This is a genomic window from Caldicellulosiruptor morganii, from assembly GCF_026810225.1.
GTDB lineage: Bacteria > Bacillota > Thermoanaerobacteria > Caldicellulosiruptorales > Caldicellulosiruptoraceae > Caldicellulosiruptor > Caldicellulosiruptor morganii.
In genome coordinates, this window is the sequence record NZ_CP113865.1 from 1,733,986 (window position 1) to 1,751,633 (window position 17,648).

Annotated in this window: 13 protein-coding genes; 2 read left to right on the forward strand and 11 right to left on the reverse strand. The window is 36.9% G+C overall.

What is annotated here, in order from left to right; genetic code table 11:
• Positions 1–19: 19 nt before the first annotated feature.
• From uxuA to OTK00_RS08685, 11 genes are all read right to left on the reverse strand, one after another.
• Positions 20–1,102, reverse strand: coding sequence for a mannonate dehydratase (uxuA, locus tag OTK00_RS08635; protein ID WP_045169885.1), 1,083 nt, complete (start codon positions 1,100–1,102; stop codon positions 20–22).
• Positions 1,087–2,754, reverse strand: coding sequence for a mannitol dehydrogenase family protein (locus tag OTK00_RS08640; RefSeq protein WP_045169886.1), 1,668 nt, complete (start codon positions 2,752–2,754; stop codon positions 1,087–1,089). The genes uxuA and OTK00_RS08640 overlap by 16 nt, the downstream gene beginning before the upstream one ends.
• A gap of 41 nt (positions 2,755–2,795) precedes the next feature.
• Complete coding sequence (locus OTK00_RS08645) at positions 2,796–4,883, reverse strand: alpha-glucuronidase family glycosyl hydrolase (protein ID WP_045169887.1); 2,088 nt, start codon at positions 4,881–4,883, stop codon at positions 2,796–2,798.
• Positions 4,884–5,001: 118 nt separating this feature from the next.
• Positions 5,002–6,534, reverse strand: a complete 1,533-nt coding sequence (locus OTK00_RS08650) for a response regulator (RefSeq protein ID WP_045169888.1) — start codon at positions 6,532–6,534, stop codon at positions 5,002–5,004.
• Between the two features lie 19 nt (positions 6,535–6,553).
• Positions 6,554–8,377, reverse strand: a complete 1,824-nt coding sequence (locus OTK00_RS08655) for a sensor histidine kinase (protein ID WP_241765512.1) — start codon at positions 8,375–8,377, stop codon at positions 6,554–6,556.
• A gap of 130 nt (positions 8,378–8,507) precedes the next feature.
• Positions 8,508–9,407 (reverse strand): carbohydrate ABC transporter permease, encoded by a 900-nt coding sequence (locus tag OTK00_RS08660; protein ID WP_045169890.1) that lies wholly within the window; start codon positions 9,405–9,407, stop codon positions 8,508–8,510.
• A 41-nt stretch (positions 9,408–9,448) separates the two neighbouring features.
• Positions 9,449–10,387 carry an ABC transporter permease gene (locus OTK00_RS08665; RefSeq protein WP_045169891.1) on the reverse strand — a complete coding sequence of 313 codons (939 nt, stop codon included), beginning with the start codon at positions 10,385–10,387 and terminating at the stop codon, positions 9,449–9,451.
• A 123-nt stretch (positions 10,388–10,510) separates the two neighbouring features.
• A complete protein-coding gene (locus OTK00_RS08670) occupies positions 10,511–12,187 on the reverse strand; it encodes an ABC transporter substrate-binding protein (protein ID WP_045169892.1) in 1,677 nt (558 codons plus the stop codon).
• Positions 12,188–12,323: 136 nt separating this feature from the next.
• A complete protein-coding gene (locus tag OTK00_RS08675) occupies positions 12,324–12,914 on the reverse strand; it encodes a uroporphyrinogen decarboxylase family protein (RefSeq protein WP_268760853.1) in 591 nt (196 codons plus the stop codon).
• Between the two features lie 9 nt (positions 12,915–12,923).
• Positions 12,924–13,433: a hypothetical protein gene (locus OTK00_RS08680; RefSeq protein WP_241765514.1), complete on the reverse strand. Its 510-nt coding sequence runs from the start codon at positions 13,431–13,433 to the stop codon at positions 12,924–12,926.
• 81 nt (positions 13,434–13,514) lie between these two features.
• Complete coding sequence (locus OTK00_RS08685) at positions 13,515–15,182, reverse strand: ABC transporter substrate-binding protein (protein ID WP_045169893.1); 1,668 nt, start codon at positions 15,180–15,182, stop codon at positions 13,515–13,517.
• 299 nt (positions 15,183–15,481) lie between these two features.
• On the opposite strand from OTK00_RS08685, the gene hisC reads away from it, so the two are divergent.
• Entirely contained in the window at positions 15,482–16,558 is a 1,077-nt protein-coding gene (hisC, locus tag OTK00_RS08690; protein WP_045169894.1) for a histidinol-phosphate transaminase, read from the forward strand.
• A gap of 74 nt (positions 16,559–16,632) precedes the next feature.
• A complete protein-coding gene (aroF, locus tag OTK00_RS08695; RefSeq protein WP_045169895.1) occupies positions 16,633–17,646 on the forward strand; it encodes a 3-deoxy-7-phosphoheptulonate synthase in 1,014 nt (337 codons plus the stop codon).
• Positions 17,647–17,648 lie beyond the last annotated feature (2 nt).

Sequence of the window (17,648 nt, forward strand, 5' to 3'; positions counted from 1 at the left end):
AAATTTGAGTCTTTAATCTTTACCGTTTTGACATCTTCTCTATAGCTTCCCAGAGACCATTTAGATATGCAACTCCAAGTGCCCTGTCATAAAGCCCATAGCCAGGTCTTCCCTTTTCTCCCCAAATCATTCTTCCATGGTCAGGTCGCAAATACCCTTCAAATCCTATATCATATATCGCCTTCATTATCTCAAACATGTCAAACGAGCCATCTGCTGACAGGTGTGATGTCTCATAAAAAGACCTCTCACCTGTAAATTTAATATTTCTCACATGCATAAAGTGAATCCTGCCCATTTTGCCAAAATATCTTATAAGCTCTGGAATATTGTTCTCCCTGTTTGCACCGAGTGAACCTGTACAGAGCGTAAGACCATTGTACGGACTGTCAACAGCCTTTAGAAATCTTTCTATGTTCTCTTTATTTGTTACAATTCTTGGAAGTCCAAATAGTGACCATGGCGGGTCATCAGGATGAATTGCCATCCTAACATCGCACTCTTCACAAACAGGAATTATGTTTTCCAAAAAGTAGATTAAATTTTGAAGAAGCTTCTCTTCATCAACTTCTTTGTACAGCTCAAAAAGATTTTGCAGCTGTCTTAGCCTGTAGCTTTCCCAGCCCGGAAGTGAAAATCCCCTTGAGCCACTCTCCATGCTCTTTACAAGTTCATCCGGTGTGAGATTCTTTAGCATCTCATGATTGTATTCCATAACCTCTGAACCATCAGAAAGCTTTTTAGCAAGGTCTGTTCTCAGCCAGTCAAACACAGGCATGAAGTTGTAACATATAACCTTTATACCTGCTTTTGCTAAGTTTCTTATGGTCTGTTTGTAGTTTTCTATATACCTGTCTCTTGTTGGAAGTCCAAGCTTTATATCCTCATGAACGTTTACACTTTCTATCACTTCAAACTTGAGCCCTGCGTCCTCCACCATCTTTTTAAGTTCCAATATTTTCTCCTCCGGCCAAACCTCACCCACCGGAATGTCAAAAAGAGCAGTTACAACACCATATATTCCTGGAATCTGACGAATATACTCAAGTGGAATGCTATCGTCATTTGGTCCAAACCACCTGAATGTCATTTTAAAACCCATTTTCCCATTCGACTCCTTTCCTTTTTGTTTAATTGCATCCAACATTTCTCAAGTGTCTTCCTTACAGCACCAGCACCTTCTATCATCTCTTTAAAATAACCAATAACCTTTTCTGCCAGACCAACCTCAAAAAGATTTACTCTAAAGAGCGTCTGGTTTGATAATATGGGTTTTAGCTTCTGATCTAAATTTTCTACCTCCCTGCCAAGCTCAATCCCGCTGATATATTTTCTAAGCTCATCCAAAAGGGGGTCGGGACTTGGCTCAAAAGGCTTGCCACTGTCATCTACACACAAAAGGTATCTCAGCCACCCTGCTATCACAAGCGGTATGAACTTTAAACTTCTTACATCCAAATTTGGACTTTCGCTGTACGCCTTTATTGTCTCACCAAATCTCACCGGCATCTTCTGAGATGTGTCTGTTGCTATTCTCTGCGGTGTATCCGGTATATACGGGTTGGGAAACCTCTCCTCAATTACCTCTTTAAGATATTCTTTCGGGTCAATTATCCCGGGGTCAACCACAACAGGCAATCCCTCTTCGTATCCTATTTTCTCGATAAGTTTCTTTAGACACCGGTCTTTTACCTCTTCATAGATTGTCCTGTAACCAAGAAGACACCCAAATATCGCCAAAGCAGTGTGTAGCGGATTGAGACAGGTCTGCACCTTCATTCGCTCTGAGTTTTCAACCGTCTGCCTGTCTGCAAAATAAACTCCTGCCTTCTCAAGAGGCGGTCTGCCATTTGGAAAGCTGTCTTCAATCACAAGATACTGAGACTTTTCTGTATTGACAAAAGGCGCTATATACGTGTTTTTGGATGTACAGATTATATCCATTTTCTCCAATCGGTCTTTTTCAAGCAGTTCTTTTATGCTCTCAGAAGGTCTTGGAACAATCTTGTCTATCATGCTCCATGGAAAACTAACTGAAGAAGGATTGCTGAGATATTCAACAAATCCTTCTTCTACTAATTTGTTTTTTGCCCACTCTTTTGCTATTTGAATGATTGAACTATAAAGCCTCTCACCATTTCTTGAGCAGTTGTCAAGGCTAACAACTGCAATCGGGTGCTTACCATTTCTGTACCTTACATACAAAAGTGAGGCAACCTTCCCCATACTACTTTTAGGCTTTTCTGGTCCGTTTTCTATGTCCTCTCTTACCTGTGGCAGATATTTACCTTCCAGATCAAAAATATTGTATCCCTTTTCTGTAATAGTAAATGTCACCATTTGCAAAGTTGCACTTTTGAAAATTTCACAAAGCCTTGTCCAATCATCTTTAAAATCAGGGTCGCACTTTAGTGCTTCAGTAATACTTGCAATTACTCTTTTTTGCAGATTTCCTTTTGCATCTGCTGTGACAACCAAACAAAGATTATCATATGGTTTGTAGATTCTATCTATAATTTCATAGTCAAATAGCTCTGCTGCAATAATCCCTGTCTGAACCTCGCCTTTTTCTAACAAATCCTGCCAAAGTGCTGCAATGTACCCTCTGAAGATATTCCCTGCCCCAAAGTGAAGACATGTGGGATTTTTAAGTGTGTTTTTTATAACATCTTCCATATCAAACTTTGGTGTCTCAATTTGAATCTTTTGCCACAAATCTTTATGTGCAAGACTTTCTTTATTTAACTTTAGCATTTTGGGCACCTCATCTTTCTATAAAAGTTTGAGTTTCTATTTTATGGATATATAACTCTTCCTTTCTCATCAGGAATACCTGTTTTTCTGTAAAAGTAAGTATTGATAACATCTCGCCACTCAATTGCATGTTCTTTTTGCATCTTTAGCCGCTCAGAGACTCTATTGAAGATATTCTCATCTATCTTACCTTTTAGCTCTTCCCACTTTTGGATAAGCACGTCCACCTCATCAGCACCTTCAAAGTGCGAATCATACATGAACTGAATGAGCGTTTTGCCTGATTTCAATCTGTGAGTATATGGCACTCTGTGGAAAAATAGCAAAAGTTCTTCAGGACATTTTTCCATATCGTCAAAGATTTCCTGCCAGTGCGAATGGTATTGCAGGGTATATCCTGTACCTTTTGATGTTCTGTCAACACCAATTGCCTTTGTATCTGCTCTGTGGTATGTGCCCCACTTCGAATACTCGTATCCTTCTGGATTTGGACCATAGTGGTGACCGGGATTTACCATCCACCCCAGCCCAAGCGGTGTTGTGTACTTTTCATAGATTCTATGAGAATTTAAAAGCATCCAGAGAATATTTTCTAAAACCTTTTTGTCATCCCCAAATGTTAGCAAAATCCACTCTTTTGCAATATCCTCAACCGATCTATCTGGATCCCAGGCAAGTCTCCCAAACGTCCACAGGTTTGCCTGGGCAAGATCATGACCTGTCCAGTTTATACTGTTACCTATGTTCGACACACCCGCAAACCCACAATACTTCCTTCCAAATAGACTTCCATCCACTATTCTCTTGACATATGAACCTTCACCCTTGCAGTAAGTATCAAACTCCAAAATCTCCTTCCATAAAGTACCCAAATAGCAAAGATGAATTTGCTGACCTGTATACTCCTGTGTTATTTGAAACTCTATCATCTGATTTGTCTTTTCCATACCGCCAAAAAGTGGAGATACGGGCTCCCTTACCTGAAAGTCCATGGGACCATACTTTATCTGAAGCACCACATTGTCAAGAAATTTACCGTCAAGAGGCTTAAAATTGTCGTAAGCAGCCTTTGCCCTGTCAGTCTTTGTGTCCCGCCAGTCCTGAAGGCAGTTGTAAACAAAAGCACGCCAGATAACAATCCCACCATATGGCAAAAGTGCTTTTGCCAGCATGTTAGCACCATCTGCATGACTTCTTCCATATACATACGGACCAGGATTGAATTCAGAATCAGCCTTTACCAAAAAGCCACCAAAGTCAGGTATATATGTATAAATCATCTTCACAGTATCCTGCCACCATCTAATTACACCGGGGTCAAGAGGGTCTGCAGTTGAAAGTCCTCCAATATAAATTGGGCTTGCAAAGTTTATGCTAAGATACAGCTTTATACCATACAATCTAAAAATCTCTGCAATTTCTGAAAGCTGAGGCAAAAACTTGGGTGTTATCAGCCACACAGCTTTTCCCCGTACATTAACATTGTTTATTACAATCCCGTTAATGCCAGTTGATGCAAGAAGTCTTGCATAGTCTTTTATGCGCTTTAATGACTTTTTTATCCTACCATTTGAAAAAAAGATGGAGTCTCCCGCATACCCTCTTTCAATACTCCCATCCATATTATCCCAGTGGTTTATTATTCTCAAAGCTGCTTTTGGATTTTCTATGATATTTAAGCTACTCAAATCACTTTTCAATCTCAGTCTATTAATAAGCTCAAATACCCCATAAATTATTCCACTCTCAGATTTTGCAGCAAGAACGATAATACTTTTACTATCATTTGTTACAGACTTTATCAAAAAACCTTCATCTGCTACTTTATCTCTTTCAGTTTTTGAAATAAATCTTTCCATTACATCATTTCCCAGCTTTCCTATAACCGTACCTTGTTTAAAATCCGGATAGGAATTTGTCTGAATGATAGGGTCAATTCCAAAAACACTTCTGAGTCCTTCTTTTAATTCCAGGGCTGCGTTGCGAATATAATAATTGTTTTCCACTATGTAGATGTTAGAAATAAATGGTAGGACTTTGTTTATGTAATTTTCATCCTCGCACCTTTTGTAATCAAGCCAGCACATAGTGTACTGTGTATTTTTGTCTTTCCTTTGATTCAACTTCATATATTCTTTTCCTCCCTGTTCAATTCTCAGATTAAGCTTTCAAATTAAAAATTTTTTGAAAACGATTTCTATTTAGGATAAGACAAACCTTTTTCTATCTTATCTTCTATTTAAAAGCTCAAAAATTGACCTCCTCTGTGAGTGAATTTCTATATTTAGATGGGCTTTTGCCCACAAATTCCTCAAACTTTAACGCAAAATAATCAGTATCATTGTAACCTACTTCTTTTGCAATTTCATAAATCTTCTTGTCGGTTTTCAGAAGAAGCTTTTTAGCCTGCTCAATCCTCAGCATGTGCAAATATTTGTTAAATGGCATGTTAAAGTATTTTTTAAACATCCGGCCCAAGTATATTGGATTGATATAGAACTGCTGTGCAATGCTTTTTATAGTAATATCTTTATTGTAGTTTTCTCTTATAAAAAGTTCAACCTTTTTCATAAAGCTTGAACTATTAAACTTTGTTGATTGTGTGATATACTCTTCAACCTGAAGCAATATCTCCATTACCTTCTCAATAAATTTACTCTTTTGTAAGTTGCTTCTCAGAATAATCTTCAAGCCATCTTCCTCTAATAGCTGATAAATCTCAAAGTAATCGATAATTTCAAGCAACGTAAGTATGATAAAGCCTCTGATAATCTCAGGAGAAATCTTCTTTTTCTGACATTCATCAAAAAACTGCAGCAGTTTATTTTTAATCTGGTCTATCTTTCTCTCTTCAATCAGTTTTATAATCTCACTGCCAAATTTCTTGTCTTCAATATAAACCTCAAAATCTCCTATTTGATTTGCTTCAATTATCCCACTTTTTTCGTAAAATTGGGCAAAACTGAGCTTTTTAAGAAGGTATCTGTAAAATCCATTCAAGTCATTACTGTTTTTGAATTCATCATAAACCATGGATTGCAAATTCAATTTGTTTAATATAAATTCAAATGCTTGAACAATTTGATTTTTCCTATTTCTGAACTCTGTTTCGGCAATTACAATTACATTAAAAAAACTATCCCAAAAACATTTAAACCCAACACCTTTACTGGCAAATCTTGTATTTACTTCTCTTTCAATATCAAGAAGGTTTTCGCAAACGGTTAAATCATCTTCGTAATACTGTAAGTCTTCTTTTTTGCCTATTCCAACCCATCTGAATGTTTTATCATCTGATATATCAATTATATTCTGATTTTCATTGAACTCAATTATTCTCAAAAATTTTGAATTTCTTTTTAAATACTCATACAGACTTTTTCGCCTGTCAAACTCTCTTTCATTTAATATTCTTGTCTTTATACGCTCAAGTGTCTGGATAAGTTCCACCTCATCAATAGGTTTTAGTAAATAATCATTTACGCCATATCTTATAGCAGCTTTGGCAAATTCAAATTCATTGTATCCACTTATTATTACTACAGAAGGCTTATTTTCTATTTCCTCCGAAATTCTCTTAATTAATTCAATGCCATCCATAACAGGCATCTTTATGTCTGTTATAACCACATCTACCTTTTCTTTTTTTAGTATCTCCAGAGCTTCCTGACCATTGCTCGCCTCAACTATCATATCAAACCCATGTTTTTTCCAGTCTATTAATTTGATAATCCCTTTTCGCATATAAACCTCATCTTCAACCAGTAAAACTTTTAACATTTTTAACACCCTCAACTCTTTAAATTTTGTACACAAACGCAGGAAGTTCCAATGGAATTCTTATAACAACCCTTGTCCCTGCCTGAAAATTGCTATGTATTTCAAAATCAACCGCATTATTGTAGTACAGCATAAGCCTTCTGTATACATTCTTAAGCCCGATACTTGTCTCATATGACTGGCTGTTCATGTTTTCGTAAAGCTCTTTGAGTTTTCTCTCATCCATGCCAATTCCATTGTCCTCCACCCTGATAACAAGAAAAGCATTTTCTTTTTTTACTTCAATTAGAATCTCACCATCACCTTCTATTTCTTCAATTCCATGAACACATGCATTTTCCACAAGAGGTTGAATTGTCATTTTGGGAATCAGGCAATTTCTAGCTGCTTCATCAACATATATCTTATATCTCAGCTTTTCCCCAAACCTGTATTTCTGTATCTTCAAAAAATCCTCAACAAAACCTATCTCTTCTTCAACAGTGGTTATATCATTTCCCCAATAAATAAGTCTTCTGAGAGTTCGTGTTAAGTATTTGATTATTTCCGCAGTTTCATATTCATTTTTCAAAACAGATCTCATTCTAATTGAATCCAGGGTGTTAAAAAGAAAATGCGGATTTATCTGACTTTGCAATGCATTTATCTCTGCCTGTTTCTTTTCAATTTCCAGTGTTTTTCTCTGAATCTCTGATAGCATCTCCTTCTCTATCAATTCTTTCAGCTTCAAAGTCATATTGTTAAACTCTTTGATAACGTTTCCAATTTCATCATTACCTTCTCTGCAGTTTAGCACCTCAAAGTTTTGTCTCCTTATCTTCTTAATATGTCTTGTCAAAAGCTCCAACCTTGTAGATAATGACGAAGTTATCATTCGAATAAGCATTGTTGCAAAAAGCAAACTCAAAATAGAAATAAATAGAATATACTCAATTGCCTTGTAAATCTCACCAAGCATGTATGCTTTTGAAAATACACCGACCAATTTCCAGCCAGACAATAAATCATACTCTATTCTTTCCTCAAATACATAGGCATCCTTTGGCACAAACTTATCCTTTTCAAACTTAATAAATGGTTTTGCAAATATGCTGTTATTACTGGTATGAGCAGCAATTATTCTCCCGGATGCATCAAGAAGATAAAGTTCACCGCCAAAAATTTCAAAGTTTATCGAGTTAAAAAAACTCGACAGATACATATCAATCTTTGCTATCTTCAAATACCTGCTATTATTACCTCTCGATGTGCTTCTTTGTTCAAACTGATTTAAGTTCCTGAAAAGCGATATATATCCTTCTTCTCCATTTACACCTGGTTCGACTGTTGGCATTACAACAATACCCCGGGTGTTTTTCAAAACTGTCTCTACCCATTTTTTATCATCCCGGCTTATTTTCTTGTATCCATCGCTATTAATTACAGTTGGATTATTGGTATATATGGTTACTTTTGCTATATTTGAATACACATTTCTTCCCTGGTATATTCTATTTCTCAAATACTCTTCATAGCTCTGATAAAAATCTTCCAATCCTTTATAATCCACATCAAGCATGTCGTTTAATAAGTCATCAGTATACAGCGTATTTGAATAAATTATTGCCTCTTCCACAACCTTTTTGATACCCGCATTTAAAATATTAAATACACTTTTTATCTGACTTTCCTTTTGTTGCTGTAAATTTTTTACAATAAATAATGTAAAAATAAAGTGTGTGACCAATGTGGGAATGAGAACACACAGAACATAGACAAGCAGTAACTTTTTTCTAACTGACAGGGCATCTATTTTATTGTAAAATGCATTTTTAAAATCATCCCAATATTTTCGGAAATTCACAATTTTCACCGTTCAATAATTTTTGATTTATTTCTAAAAAAATTATATCACATTGCAAAAGATTATTGAATGAAAAAGTGGGCATAACCACCCACTTTTTCTATTTAGCCAAAAACTTTTATTAAATTTTTTATTCACCCTTGACACTACCAAGAGTTAGCCCTTTTACAAAGTACCTTTGCAAAAATGGGTATACCATTATAATAGGTGCAGTTGCAACAATTGTCATACTTGCTCTAACCGATGTTGGTGTTACCTGCTGTGTCTCAGCCATAGCCCCCATCTGATAATCAGGGTTTCTTCCAACCTGCATGCTTACAGATGCTAAAATCTTTTGTAGCTCATACTGCAGAGTGCTGAGGTCAGGTCTTTGTGAGTTAAAGATGTATACATCAAACCACGAATTCCAGTGTCCAACACCTATAAAAAGTGCAATTGTTGCTACTGCTGGCAGAGTAAGAGGAAAGATTATCTGCCATAGTATCCTAAACTCACTCGCACCGTCGATTTTAGCAGATTCTATAAGGCTTGACGGTAATGATTCAATATAACTTCTGACAACAACCACATTGAACATTCCCAGAAGCGCCGGAATTATATATACCGAGAATGTATTCAAAAGATGTAAACTTCTGTAGAGAAGATAGGTTGGTATCAATCCTGCTCCAAAGTACATTGTTAAAACCATTATCGCAGAAAAAGGTCTTCTTAAGACAAAATCTTTTCTTGATAGAGGATATGCAACAAACATTGTACAAATAATACCCAGAACAGTACCCAACACAGTTCTTGCAATTGACACAAATGTAGCATTATAAATCTGCGGGTTGGTAAGAATAATCTCATAATTTTTCAATGTCCACTTTCTTGGCCAGATATAAATACCACCTCTTACCGTATCAAGAGCATCATTGAAAGACACTGCAAGCACGTTTACAAAAGGATATAAAGTTACAATACCAACAAAAACCAAACTTACATAAACTATTAAATCAACTATTATATCTTCGGCTGTTTTTTTTCTAAGCATTTACCATATACCCCCTATTAATTACCTCTTTGGCAGATACTTTATACAACAGTGGATGCATTTAGTTTTTGAGCCACCTTGTTGGCAAAAAGCACAAGCAGAATACTTACTATACTCTTGAACATACCTGCAGCTGTTGCATATGAATATCTGTACATCGTAATACCATAGTCAAGAACATATGTGTCAAGAATTTGAGCATAGTCTTGAACAAGAGGATTTCTCAGCAAAAGTACCTGTTCAAATCCTGCGTTCAAAAGCCAGCCAACATTTAATATCAAAAGCATACTAATGGTAGGTGCTATCCCGGGCAGGGTTACATATCTTATCTTTTGAAGCCTTCCACAGCCATCAACACTCGCAGCATCATAAAGTTCCGGATCAATACTTGTCATCGCAGCCAAATAAACAATAGCATTCCATCCCGTTTCTTTCCAGACATTTGATATTGCCAATATCCACCAGAAATAATGCCCTTCACCCATCCATACAACCGGCTGTTTGATTATCTTCAGCGCCATTAAAACCTGGTTTACAACACCAGACTCTGGAGCAAGAGCTCCTATTACTATGCTGGCTGCAACAACCCAGGATACAAAGTGAGGAAGGTAGGAAATTGTCTGAATGGTTCGCTTAAATAGCATATTTTTTACTTCATTCAACATCAGAGCAAGTGTTATAGCAGCCGCAAAAGATGTCACCAGCTTTAAAAAGCTTATAACAATAGTGTTTCTCATGGCAAGCCAAAAACCGGAATCAGAAAATAAATCTCTAAATTGTTGTAAACCAACCCACTGTGAACCCCAAACACCGTCATATGGTCTGTATTCTTTAAATGCAATTACCCACCACCAGAGTGGTATATAGTGGAATAAGATCACATACAAAACAAAAGGAAATATCATAAACACCAATTCTTTTTGTTCTTTCACTTTTTGCCAGAAAGTCTTTTTAGATGTGTAATAGATTGCTGATTCCAATGTTATTTACCTCCTTTTTAAACCTTCAACAGTCAAATATTATTGAAATTTCTTGAAAGATTTTTAAAGAAGGGGAGAGAATTTTTGCCTCTCCCCTTCTTTTAATCGACCATTATTTATACTTTATTTAATCTTAATTCCGTACCAATCTTCCATACGTTTTCTCAGCTCTTCTGTATAGAAGTCAGCTATAACCTTTGCATTTATCTTTTGTCTTACTTCTGCTTTGTATTTATTCCATACTTCATCATATTTACCCTTTGGTGCCATGATTAAAAGTGGAATGTATTTTCTTGCCAGGTCATTTGCAATGTTAAGTGGAACTTGAATATCCTTTTGCTTTTCTGGTGGAACATTGATCTCCCATGCAAATCCCCATTTTGGCATTTCAGGCTCATCAGCAAATGGTGGCTCCACAAATGTCTTTGCTTTGTAAGCATCAAGTACCTGTTTTTGTGCAGGTGCCCACTGCATGTATGCAATATCCGGATCAAGCTCAGGTTTTACATAGTTGCCATCCGGAAGTTTTAATTGCCATCTTGGATAAATATTCCAGTATCCAAGTCCTTCTTGCTTTTGATATACCGGGTCTCTTGCCTTGTCAATCATAGCCTGTGTTCTGTACATCTTGCCTTTATTGTCAACAAGATAGTCTTTTCCTTTTATACCCCAGAACATGAGTTTTTGAATATCTGGATTAAGGAGAGAATCCAGGAACTTGAAAGCAGTAACAGGGTCTTTGCATTTCTTGGTTATACTTACACCATCACGTGTACCAATTGATGAAAGCATTATATATCTGGATTTCTTAACTCCCTTGAAAACTATTCCAAACGGAACAAGGATTCTATCATCTTCACCATTTTTTCTCAGTGTATTGAATGCATTGTTGTAGTGCCATGATCTACCCCACGATGTAACAACTCTACCCTGGGCTACCTTTGCCTGCCACTGGTCATATGTTTGTACAAATGCTTCTTTATCAAACAGACCTTCATTCCACAGCTGATTGAGTGCCCTGTATGCCTTGTACATTCCAATACCCGCAGGATCATAGGATGCTGTATATGTCTTTGGATCAAATTGAACGGTGTCTGCAATAAGTCCATTTAATCCTGTTGCCGGGTCCTGGATAACATAGAATCTTGCACCTTCTGTAATTGCTGACATACCAATAACCGGCATACCTTTGTACTTTGGATACTTCTTAACATAATCTCTCAGCATCGGAACCAGGTCTTCCCAGTATTTGAGCCTTGGCCAGTTATTTTTCTTGAGCATATCGATCATTATCCACAAACCTTCACCACTTGCACTTGGAGATACTTCTCCTCTTGAGTAGCTCAGGAAATAAATGTGACCGTCTGCCTGGCGAAGTTTTTTGAGATCTGCTTCGGAATATGCCTTTTTTGTCCATGTACCATATTTTTGAATGTACCCTTCAAGAGGAACCAAAACCTTGTTTTGAATAAATTGCTTGTGCTCACCGCTTCCATATACAAGGTCTGGCAGGTCACCTGATGCAAGCATCAATGATACTTTTGTTGCCTGGTCCATTCCCACAAAGTGCTCAATCTTGAGTCTCACACCAGTTTTTTTGGCAATTTCCTGACCTATCGCAGTGCTGAAAATGTCAGGATGGTACTGAACAGTAGCGTCAGCACTGAACATTGTGAAGGTTACAACCTTTTTGGATGCAGCTTCAGCTTTGTTTGACTTCACAGGTGCAAAGCTGCCCAGCAGGATTGCAATCACAAACACCACTAAAACCGCCAAAGATATCCTTTTGTATAATCTCACTTTTAAAAGCCTCCCTCCAATTGATTTTTTGAGGATATTTTTATATCATTCTCTATTGTTCATTTTACATAGTATTTGCTTAAAAACAACCCTCAAAATCTAACATATTTACCCCATAAAATTGATATATATAAGTTTACAATTTACCATATTCTTGCACAGCCCACATGTAAATTCTAATATTTTTTAGCGGAGTGCCAGAAGCAACCGAACCAGCAGGAGTTTCAACAAAGTTACCATCAGCTTTTAATATATCCATATCCCTTTTTACAATTTCAATTATCTTTTCTTTTGTACCATTTCGCAATACAAAAGGTGGCATCTGTTTATAGATTCGTGCATCCGGCATAAGTTTTCTTATTGTAGCAGGATGAATTTCCGGTCCAAAGTTAACTGCATTTACACCAAGTTCGTTCAGTATAGGAATTAAATGCTGCATATTGCTATCCAAATGCTGGTATCTTGTGTCTGTTTTTTCCGGTGCAAATTTTTTAAACAAATTTTCCATTACAGGTGCACAGTATCTCTCATAAAGCTCAGGTGAAAACAAAAAGCAGTTATCATCATTAATTGCTATCCCGTTGTATTCAACATCACAACAGCTTCTCAAAAGTTTTATGTACTCAACAAGTTTTGCCCCCAGGATTTTGAAAAACTCTTTCATAAGGTCCGGTTGGTCCATCAGTAAAATACAAAGGTTTGTTGTACCCAACAAACTTGTTGCAATTGTTGCTGGTCATCTTGTCATAGAACCCCATCTTAGTTTTTTACCAGTTTGAAGTTCATAGCTATTTTTAGCCTCTATAAGCTCAGAAGTTACCACATTTTTTATTTCAATTTTTTCAAGTTTTTTAATAAAGTCTCCAACCTCATCCAAAGAATCGATTGCAGCCTCAAGCCAGGGTGTTCCCTCCTCTGAAATAACCACTTTAGAACCCATAACAACCTCAAATCTTGCTGGTTCAGGTGGCTCTAATTCTTCTTCTGAATAAAACCTTTTCCCCAGCTCTTTTTCCAGTATGTCATTTGCCTTTTTGTGAATTGCAAGCCTAAAAGTCCTGTCAGTGTAGTACTTTACAGTAGAAAATGGTCCAATCAGCTCAAACAAAAAATGATCATCAAGCCAGAAATGAATTGGGATGCGGGTTTTTTTGTCAAAGTTTTTGATGCAGTACTCATTTTCCTGCCAAAATGCTTCTAAATCAAGTTTTATATTACTTATCAGCTTCAACACTCCCTTTCTCAAAAATTGGTCCTCTTTATCTATTAAAAATTATAGGGAAGACCCAAAAGGCCTTCCCTTTTAATATATCACTTTTTAAAATCCTTAGTTCCAATTCTTTACTCTCCATTGAATCATCTCTGTCTTAAATTTCTCATATACCTTGTAGTTTGTCTTTTCAAATGCCTGAACATATTCTTTCCAAATTCTCTCAAAATCACTATCACTCTTTGCCATTACAAGTTGCGGCAGGTATTTTCTCTGTACCTCGTTCATCTTTTGTGTTGCTATGGTTACATCTTTTCTATCTGCAGGGATGTTGATCTCCCATGCAAAACCGTATGGTGTTTCAAGTGGTGGATCTGTAAATGGTGGCTGCATAAAGTATTTTGCTTTATAAGCATCGAGAACCTTCTTCTCAGCCGGTGAGAAATTCTTATATACATACTCTGGGTCAAATCCTGGTTCTCTATAGTTTCCATCCTGCAACTTCAAGTATGCATGCGGGAATACCCACCAGTAACCGAGACCCTGTTTTTTACGATATACCGAGTCTTCTCTTTGTTTTTTCTGTTTGTCTGTTAAATACATCTTTCCATTTTTGTCAACACTGTAGTCAACACCTTTGATTCCCCAGTACATGAGCTTTTGTGCTTCTAACGAGCAAAGACTATCTAAAAACTTGAATGCAGTAACAGGATCTTTACACTTCTTGGTAATACTGATACCATCTCGAGCCCCTATTGGCTGAATCATCAGATATCTTGCTCTCTGAACACCCTTGTAAACAACAGGGAACGAAACGTGCATTCTATTATATTTTTTGGCATTTTTGAGCGATGCTTCTGCATCATATCCAAACTGCCACCACTGGTCATAAAATCCTACTACTCTGCCCTGAGCAATCTTTGAAAGGTATGTGTCATAGTTTTGAACAAATACTTCTTTGTCAATCAATCCTTCCTTCCATAATTTGTTCAAATCTTTGTAATATCGCTTGGAGCCATCCAGAGTAGCATATACCTTTGCCTGATATGTCTTCTGGTCAACTATAACATCACCATCGTTTTGATAACCCATCAGGTATGACGGCGGGTTTGTCAGAGTAAAGAATCTCCAGCTTTCTGTTATAAATGTGAATCCTATTGTTGGCTTTCCTTCAATGGTTGGATTTTGCTTTACATAGTTTCTAATAAGTTGCAAATAATCCTCCCAATATCGAACTTTTGGCCACTTTGCTTTTTCAAGCAGGTCTATCGGCAGCCAGAACCCATCCGGTTTCAAATCCGGTGTGATTTCATTTCTGTATGGAGACAGGAAATAGATGTGCCCATCTTTTTGTTTTAGTCTCTTAAAATCCTTCGCACTATAAATCTGCTTGCAATACTTGCCATACTTTTGAATGTAATTATCCAGCGGAACCAGTACACCTGCTTCAATTAACTTGCCATGTTCCTGATGCCCGTGAATTAAATCTGGCAGGTCTCCTGATGCAAGCATAAGACCTATTTTGGTTGCTTCATCCTGTCCTGCCAAGTATTCAATCTTGAGTCTTACACCCGTAAGCTTTGTTAATTCCTTGCCTACCGGCGTGCTGAACAAATCCGGGTGAGGATCTGCGTTTGAGTCACCGTAGAAAAACGTAAGTACTTTAACTTTCTGGCTGCTTGAAGCCGCTTTCACAGATGTTGATGACCAGGGATACACAAAAACACCTGACAGGATAAACAAAATACAAATGATTGTGGCAAAAACCCTAAGCTTTTTGGACATAACCTCTCCTCCCTCTTTGTGTAATTTTGATAAGAAATGTTTTAACAGGAGATAAAAATTTGAATGCTATGGTTAAATTATAACAATGAATTATAATTTTTTTACCCCCAAAAAATTTATAATTTTACCCTATAAATTTGACTTTTTGCAGATTGTCAATCTACCTATTTTTATATGACTTCAATAAAATTAATTTAAACAATCAACAATCTTGCACTTTTAAGGTATTTCTCTTGACAACACCTGCGCTGAATAATAAAATTAATGAAAATAAATCTACAAAAAGGGATGTGGTATACTTGTTCAGGGAGGTTATAAATACTATTTCACCATATATTCCCGGCAAACCTATTTCAGAGGTCAAAAGAGAACTTGGACTTGAAAAAGTAATAAAGCTTGCATCAAACGAAAATCCACTGGGACCATCCGAAAACGTAAAAAAAGCTATAAAGGAAAGCTTAAGTGACCTCGGCTTTTACCCTGACGGAAACTGCACAGAGCTGAAGTTAAAACTTGCAAAAAAACTGAATGTAAAACCTACACAGATAATATTCGGTGCTGGTTCTGATGAAATTACTCAGTTCATAGCCAGTATATTCCTAAACCCTGGCGACAATTCAATAATGGCAAGACCTTCTTTCCCCAGATATGAAACTGTTACTAAGGTCATGGGAGGTCTTCCTGTTGAAATTCCTCTAAAAAACCATACTCATGACCTTGATGAATTTGCAAAGCATATAAATGAAAGAACAAAAATAATATGGATTTGCAATCCAAACAACCCAACAGGCACAATTGTGAAAAAGGATGAGCTTTACAGCTTTATTAAATCTGTGCCATCCGAAATTGCAGTTGTTGTTGACCAGGCATACAGAGAGTACATTGATGACCCGGAATATCCAGATGCTACCCAGTGGCTCTATGAGTTTAAAAACCTGATTGTACTTCAGACTTTTTCCAAGATTTATGGTCTTGCATCACTCAGAATAGGTTATGCCATAGCCTCTGAGGAAATAATCGAGAAACTCAACAGAGTAAGACCTCCTTTTAATGTAAACCATATGGCACAGGTTACTGCAATTGCTGCGCTTGAAGATACGGAACATATACAAAAAGCGAAAGAACTCAACAAAAAATCCCTGGAATTTTTCTACAAAAGCTTTGAGGAAATGAATCTTCAGTATATTGAGTCCTATGGTAATTTTGTGATGGTAGATTTAAAGAAGGATGCGGTTGAGATTTTTAAAAAGCTTTTGTTAAAAGGAATTATTGTAAGACCTGGAGATATTTTTGATATGCCAACATATATAAGAGTAACAACCGGACTGGAGAGTGATAACATGGAATTTATAAAGGCATTGAAAGAGGTTCTGTAAAAAATATAGGCTCGCAGAACGGTAGAATGGAAATAAAAGAGAATAAATTAATTAGTAGGACGGAGGTATGTAATATGATTATTGTAATGAAAAAAGATTGTAGCAAATCTGAGATTGATGAGGTTGTAAAATTAATCACCTCGCTCGGGCTTCGCCCGCACATTTCACAGGGTATTGAGCGAACAGTAATTGGTGTTATTGGCGATGAGAGGATACTTTCTGATGTGCCTGTTAAACTTCTTCCCGGGGTTGACAGGATAATACCAATCCTTGAAAGTTACAAGCTTGCAAGCAGGACATTCAAGAGCGAGCCAACAGTTATAAAAATTAAAGATGTGGAAATTGGTGGAAACCAACTTACGCTTATCGGTGGTCCCTGTGCTATTGAAAGTTATGAACAGATGTTTGAAGTGGCTGAAAAGATTAAAAAAAGCGGTGCAAAGATATTAAGAGGTGGAGCATACAAACCAAGAACTTGTCCGTACTCATTTCAGGGACTTGAAGAAGAGGGATTAAAAATATTAAGAGAAGCTGCAACAAGATATGATCTTCTGGTCATCACAGAAGTAATAAGTGAAGCTGCTGTTGACAAGACATATGAATATGTAGATATTTTCCAGATCGGTGCAAGAAATATGCAAAATTTCAACCTGTTAAAATATGTGGGAAGGCAGAACAAACCAGTGTTATTGAAGCGTGGGCTTGCTGCAACAATTGAAGAGTGGTTAAATGCTGCTGAATACATTTTAAGCGAAGGAAATCCCAATGTAATACTCTGTGAAAGAGGTATTAGAACTTTTGAAACATCCACAAGAAATACACTTGATATCTCTGCAATACCTGTTGTAAAAGAAAAAAGCCATCTGCCAATCATTGTAGACCCCAGCCATGCAGCAGGAAAAGCAAAGTATGTCCCGGCACTTTCAAAAGCAGCAATTGCAGCAGGGGCTGATGGACTTATGATTGAAGTGCATCCAAATCCAAAGCAGGCTTTATCTGATGGACCGCAATCCATCACGCCCGAGGAATTTGATAGGCTTGTAAAGGAAATATCACAGATTGCTAAATCAATTGGAAAGAGTGTATGAGA

Bases quoted from the DNA above. Each gene is read 5' to 3' on its own strand.
- OTK00_RS08640 (WP_045169886.1), bottom strand. From the start codon at position 2,754: ATGCTAAAGTTAAATAAAGAAAGTCTTGCACATAAAGATTTGTGGCAA.
- OTK00_RS08645 (WP_045169887.1), bottom strand. From the start codon at position 4,883: ATGAAGTTGAATCAAAGGAAAGACAAAAATACACAGTACACTATGTGC.
- aroF (WP_045169895.1), top strand. From the start codon at position 16,633: ATGATTATTGTAATGAAAAAAGATTGTAGCAAATCTGAGATTGATGAG.
- OTK00_RS08650 (WP_045169888.1), bottom strand. From the start codon at position 6,534: ATGTTAAAAGTTTTACTGGTTGAAGATGAGGTTTATATGCGAAAAGGG.
- OTK00_RS08660 (WP_045169890.1), bottom strand. From the start codon at position 9,407: ATGCTTAGAAAAAAAACAGCCGAAGATATAATAGTTGATTTAATAGTT.
- uxuA (WP_045169885.1), bottom strand. From the start codon at position 1,102: ATGGGTTTTAAAATGACATTCAGGTGGTTTGGACCAAATGACGATAGC.
- OTK00_RS08685 (WP_045169893.1), bottom strand. From the start codon at position 15,182: ATGTCCAAAAAGCTTAGGGTTTTTGCCACAATCATTTGTATTTTGTTT.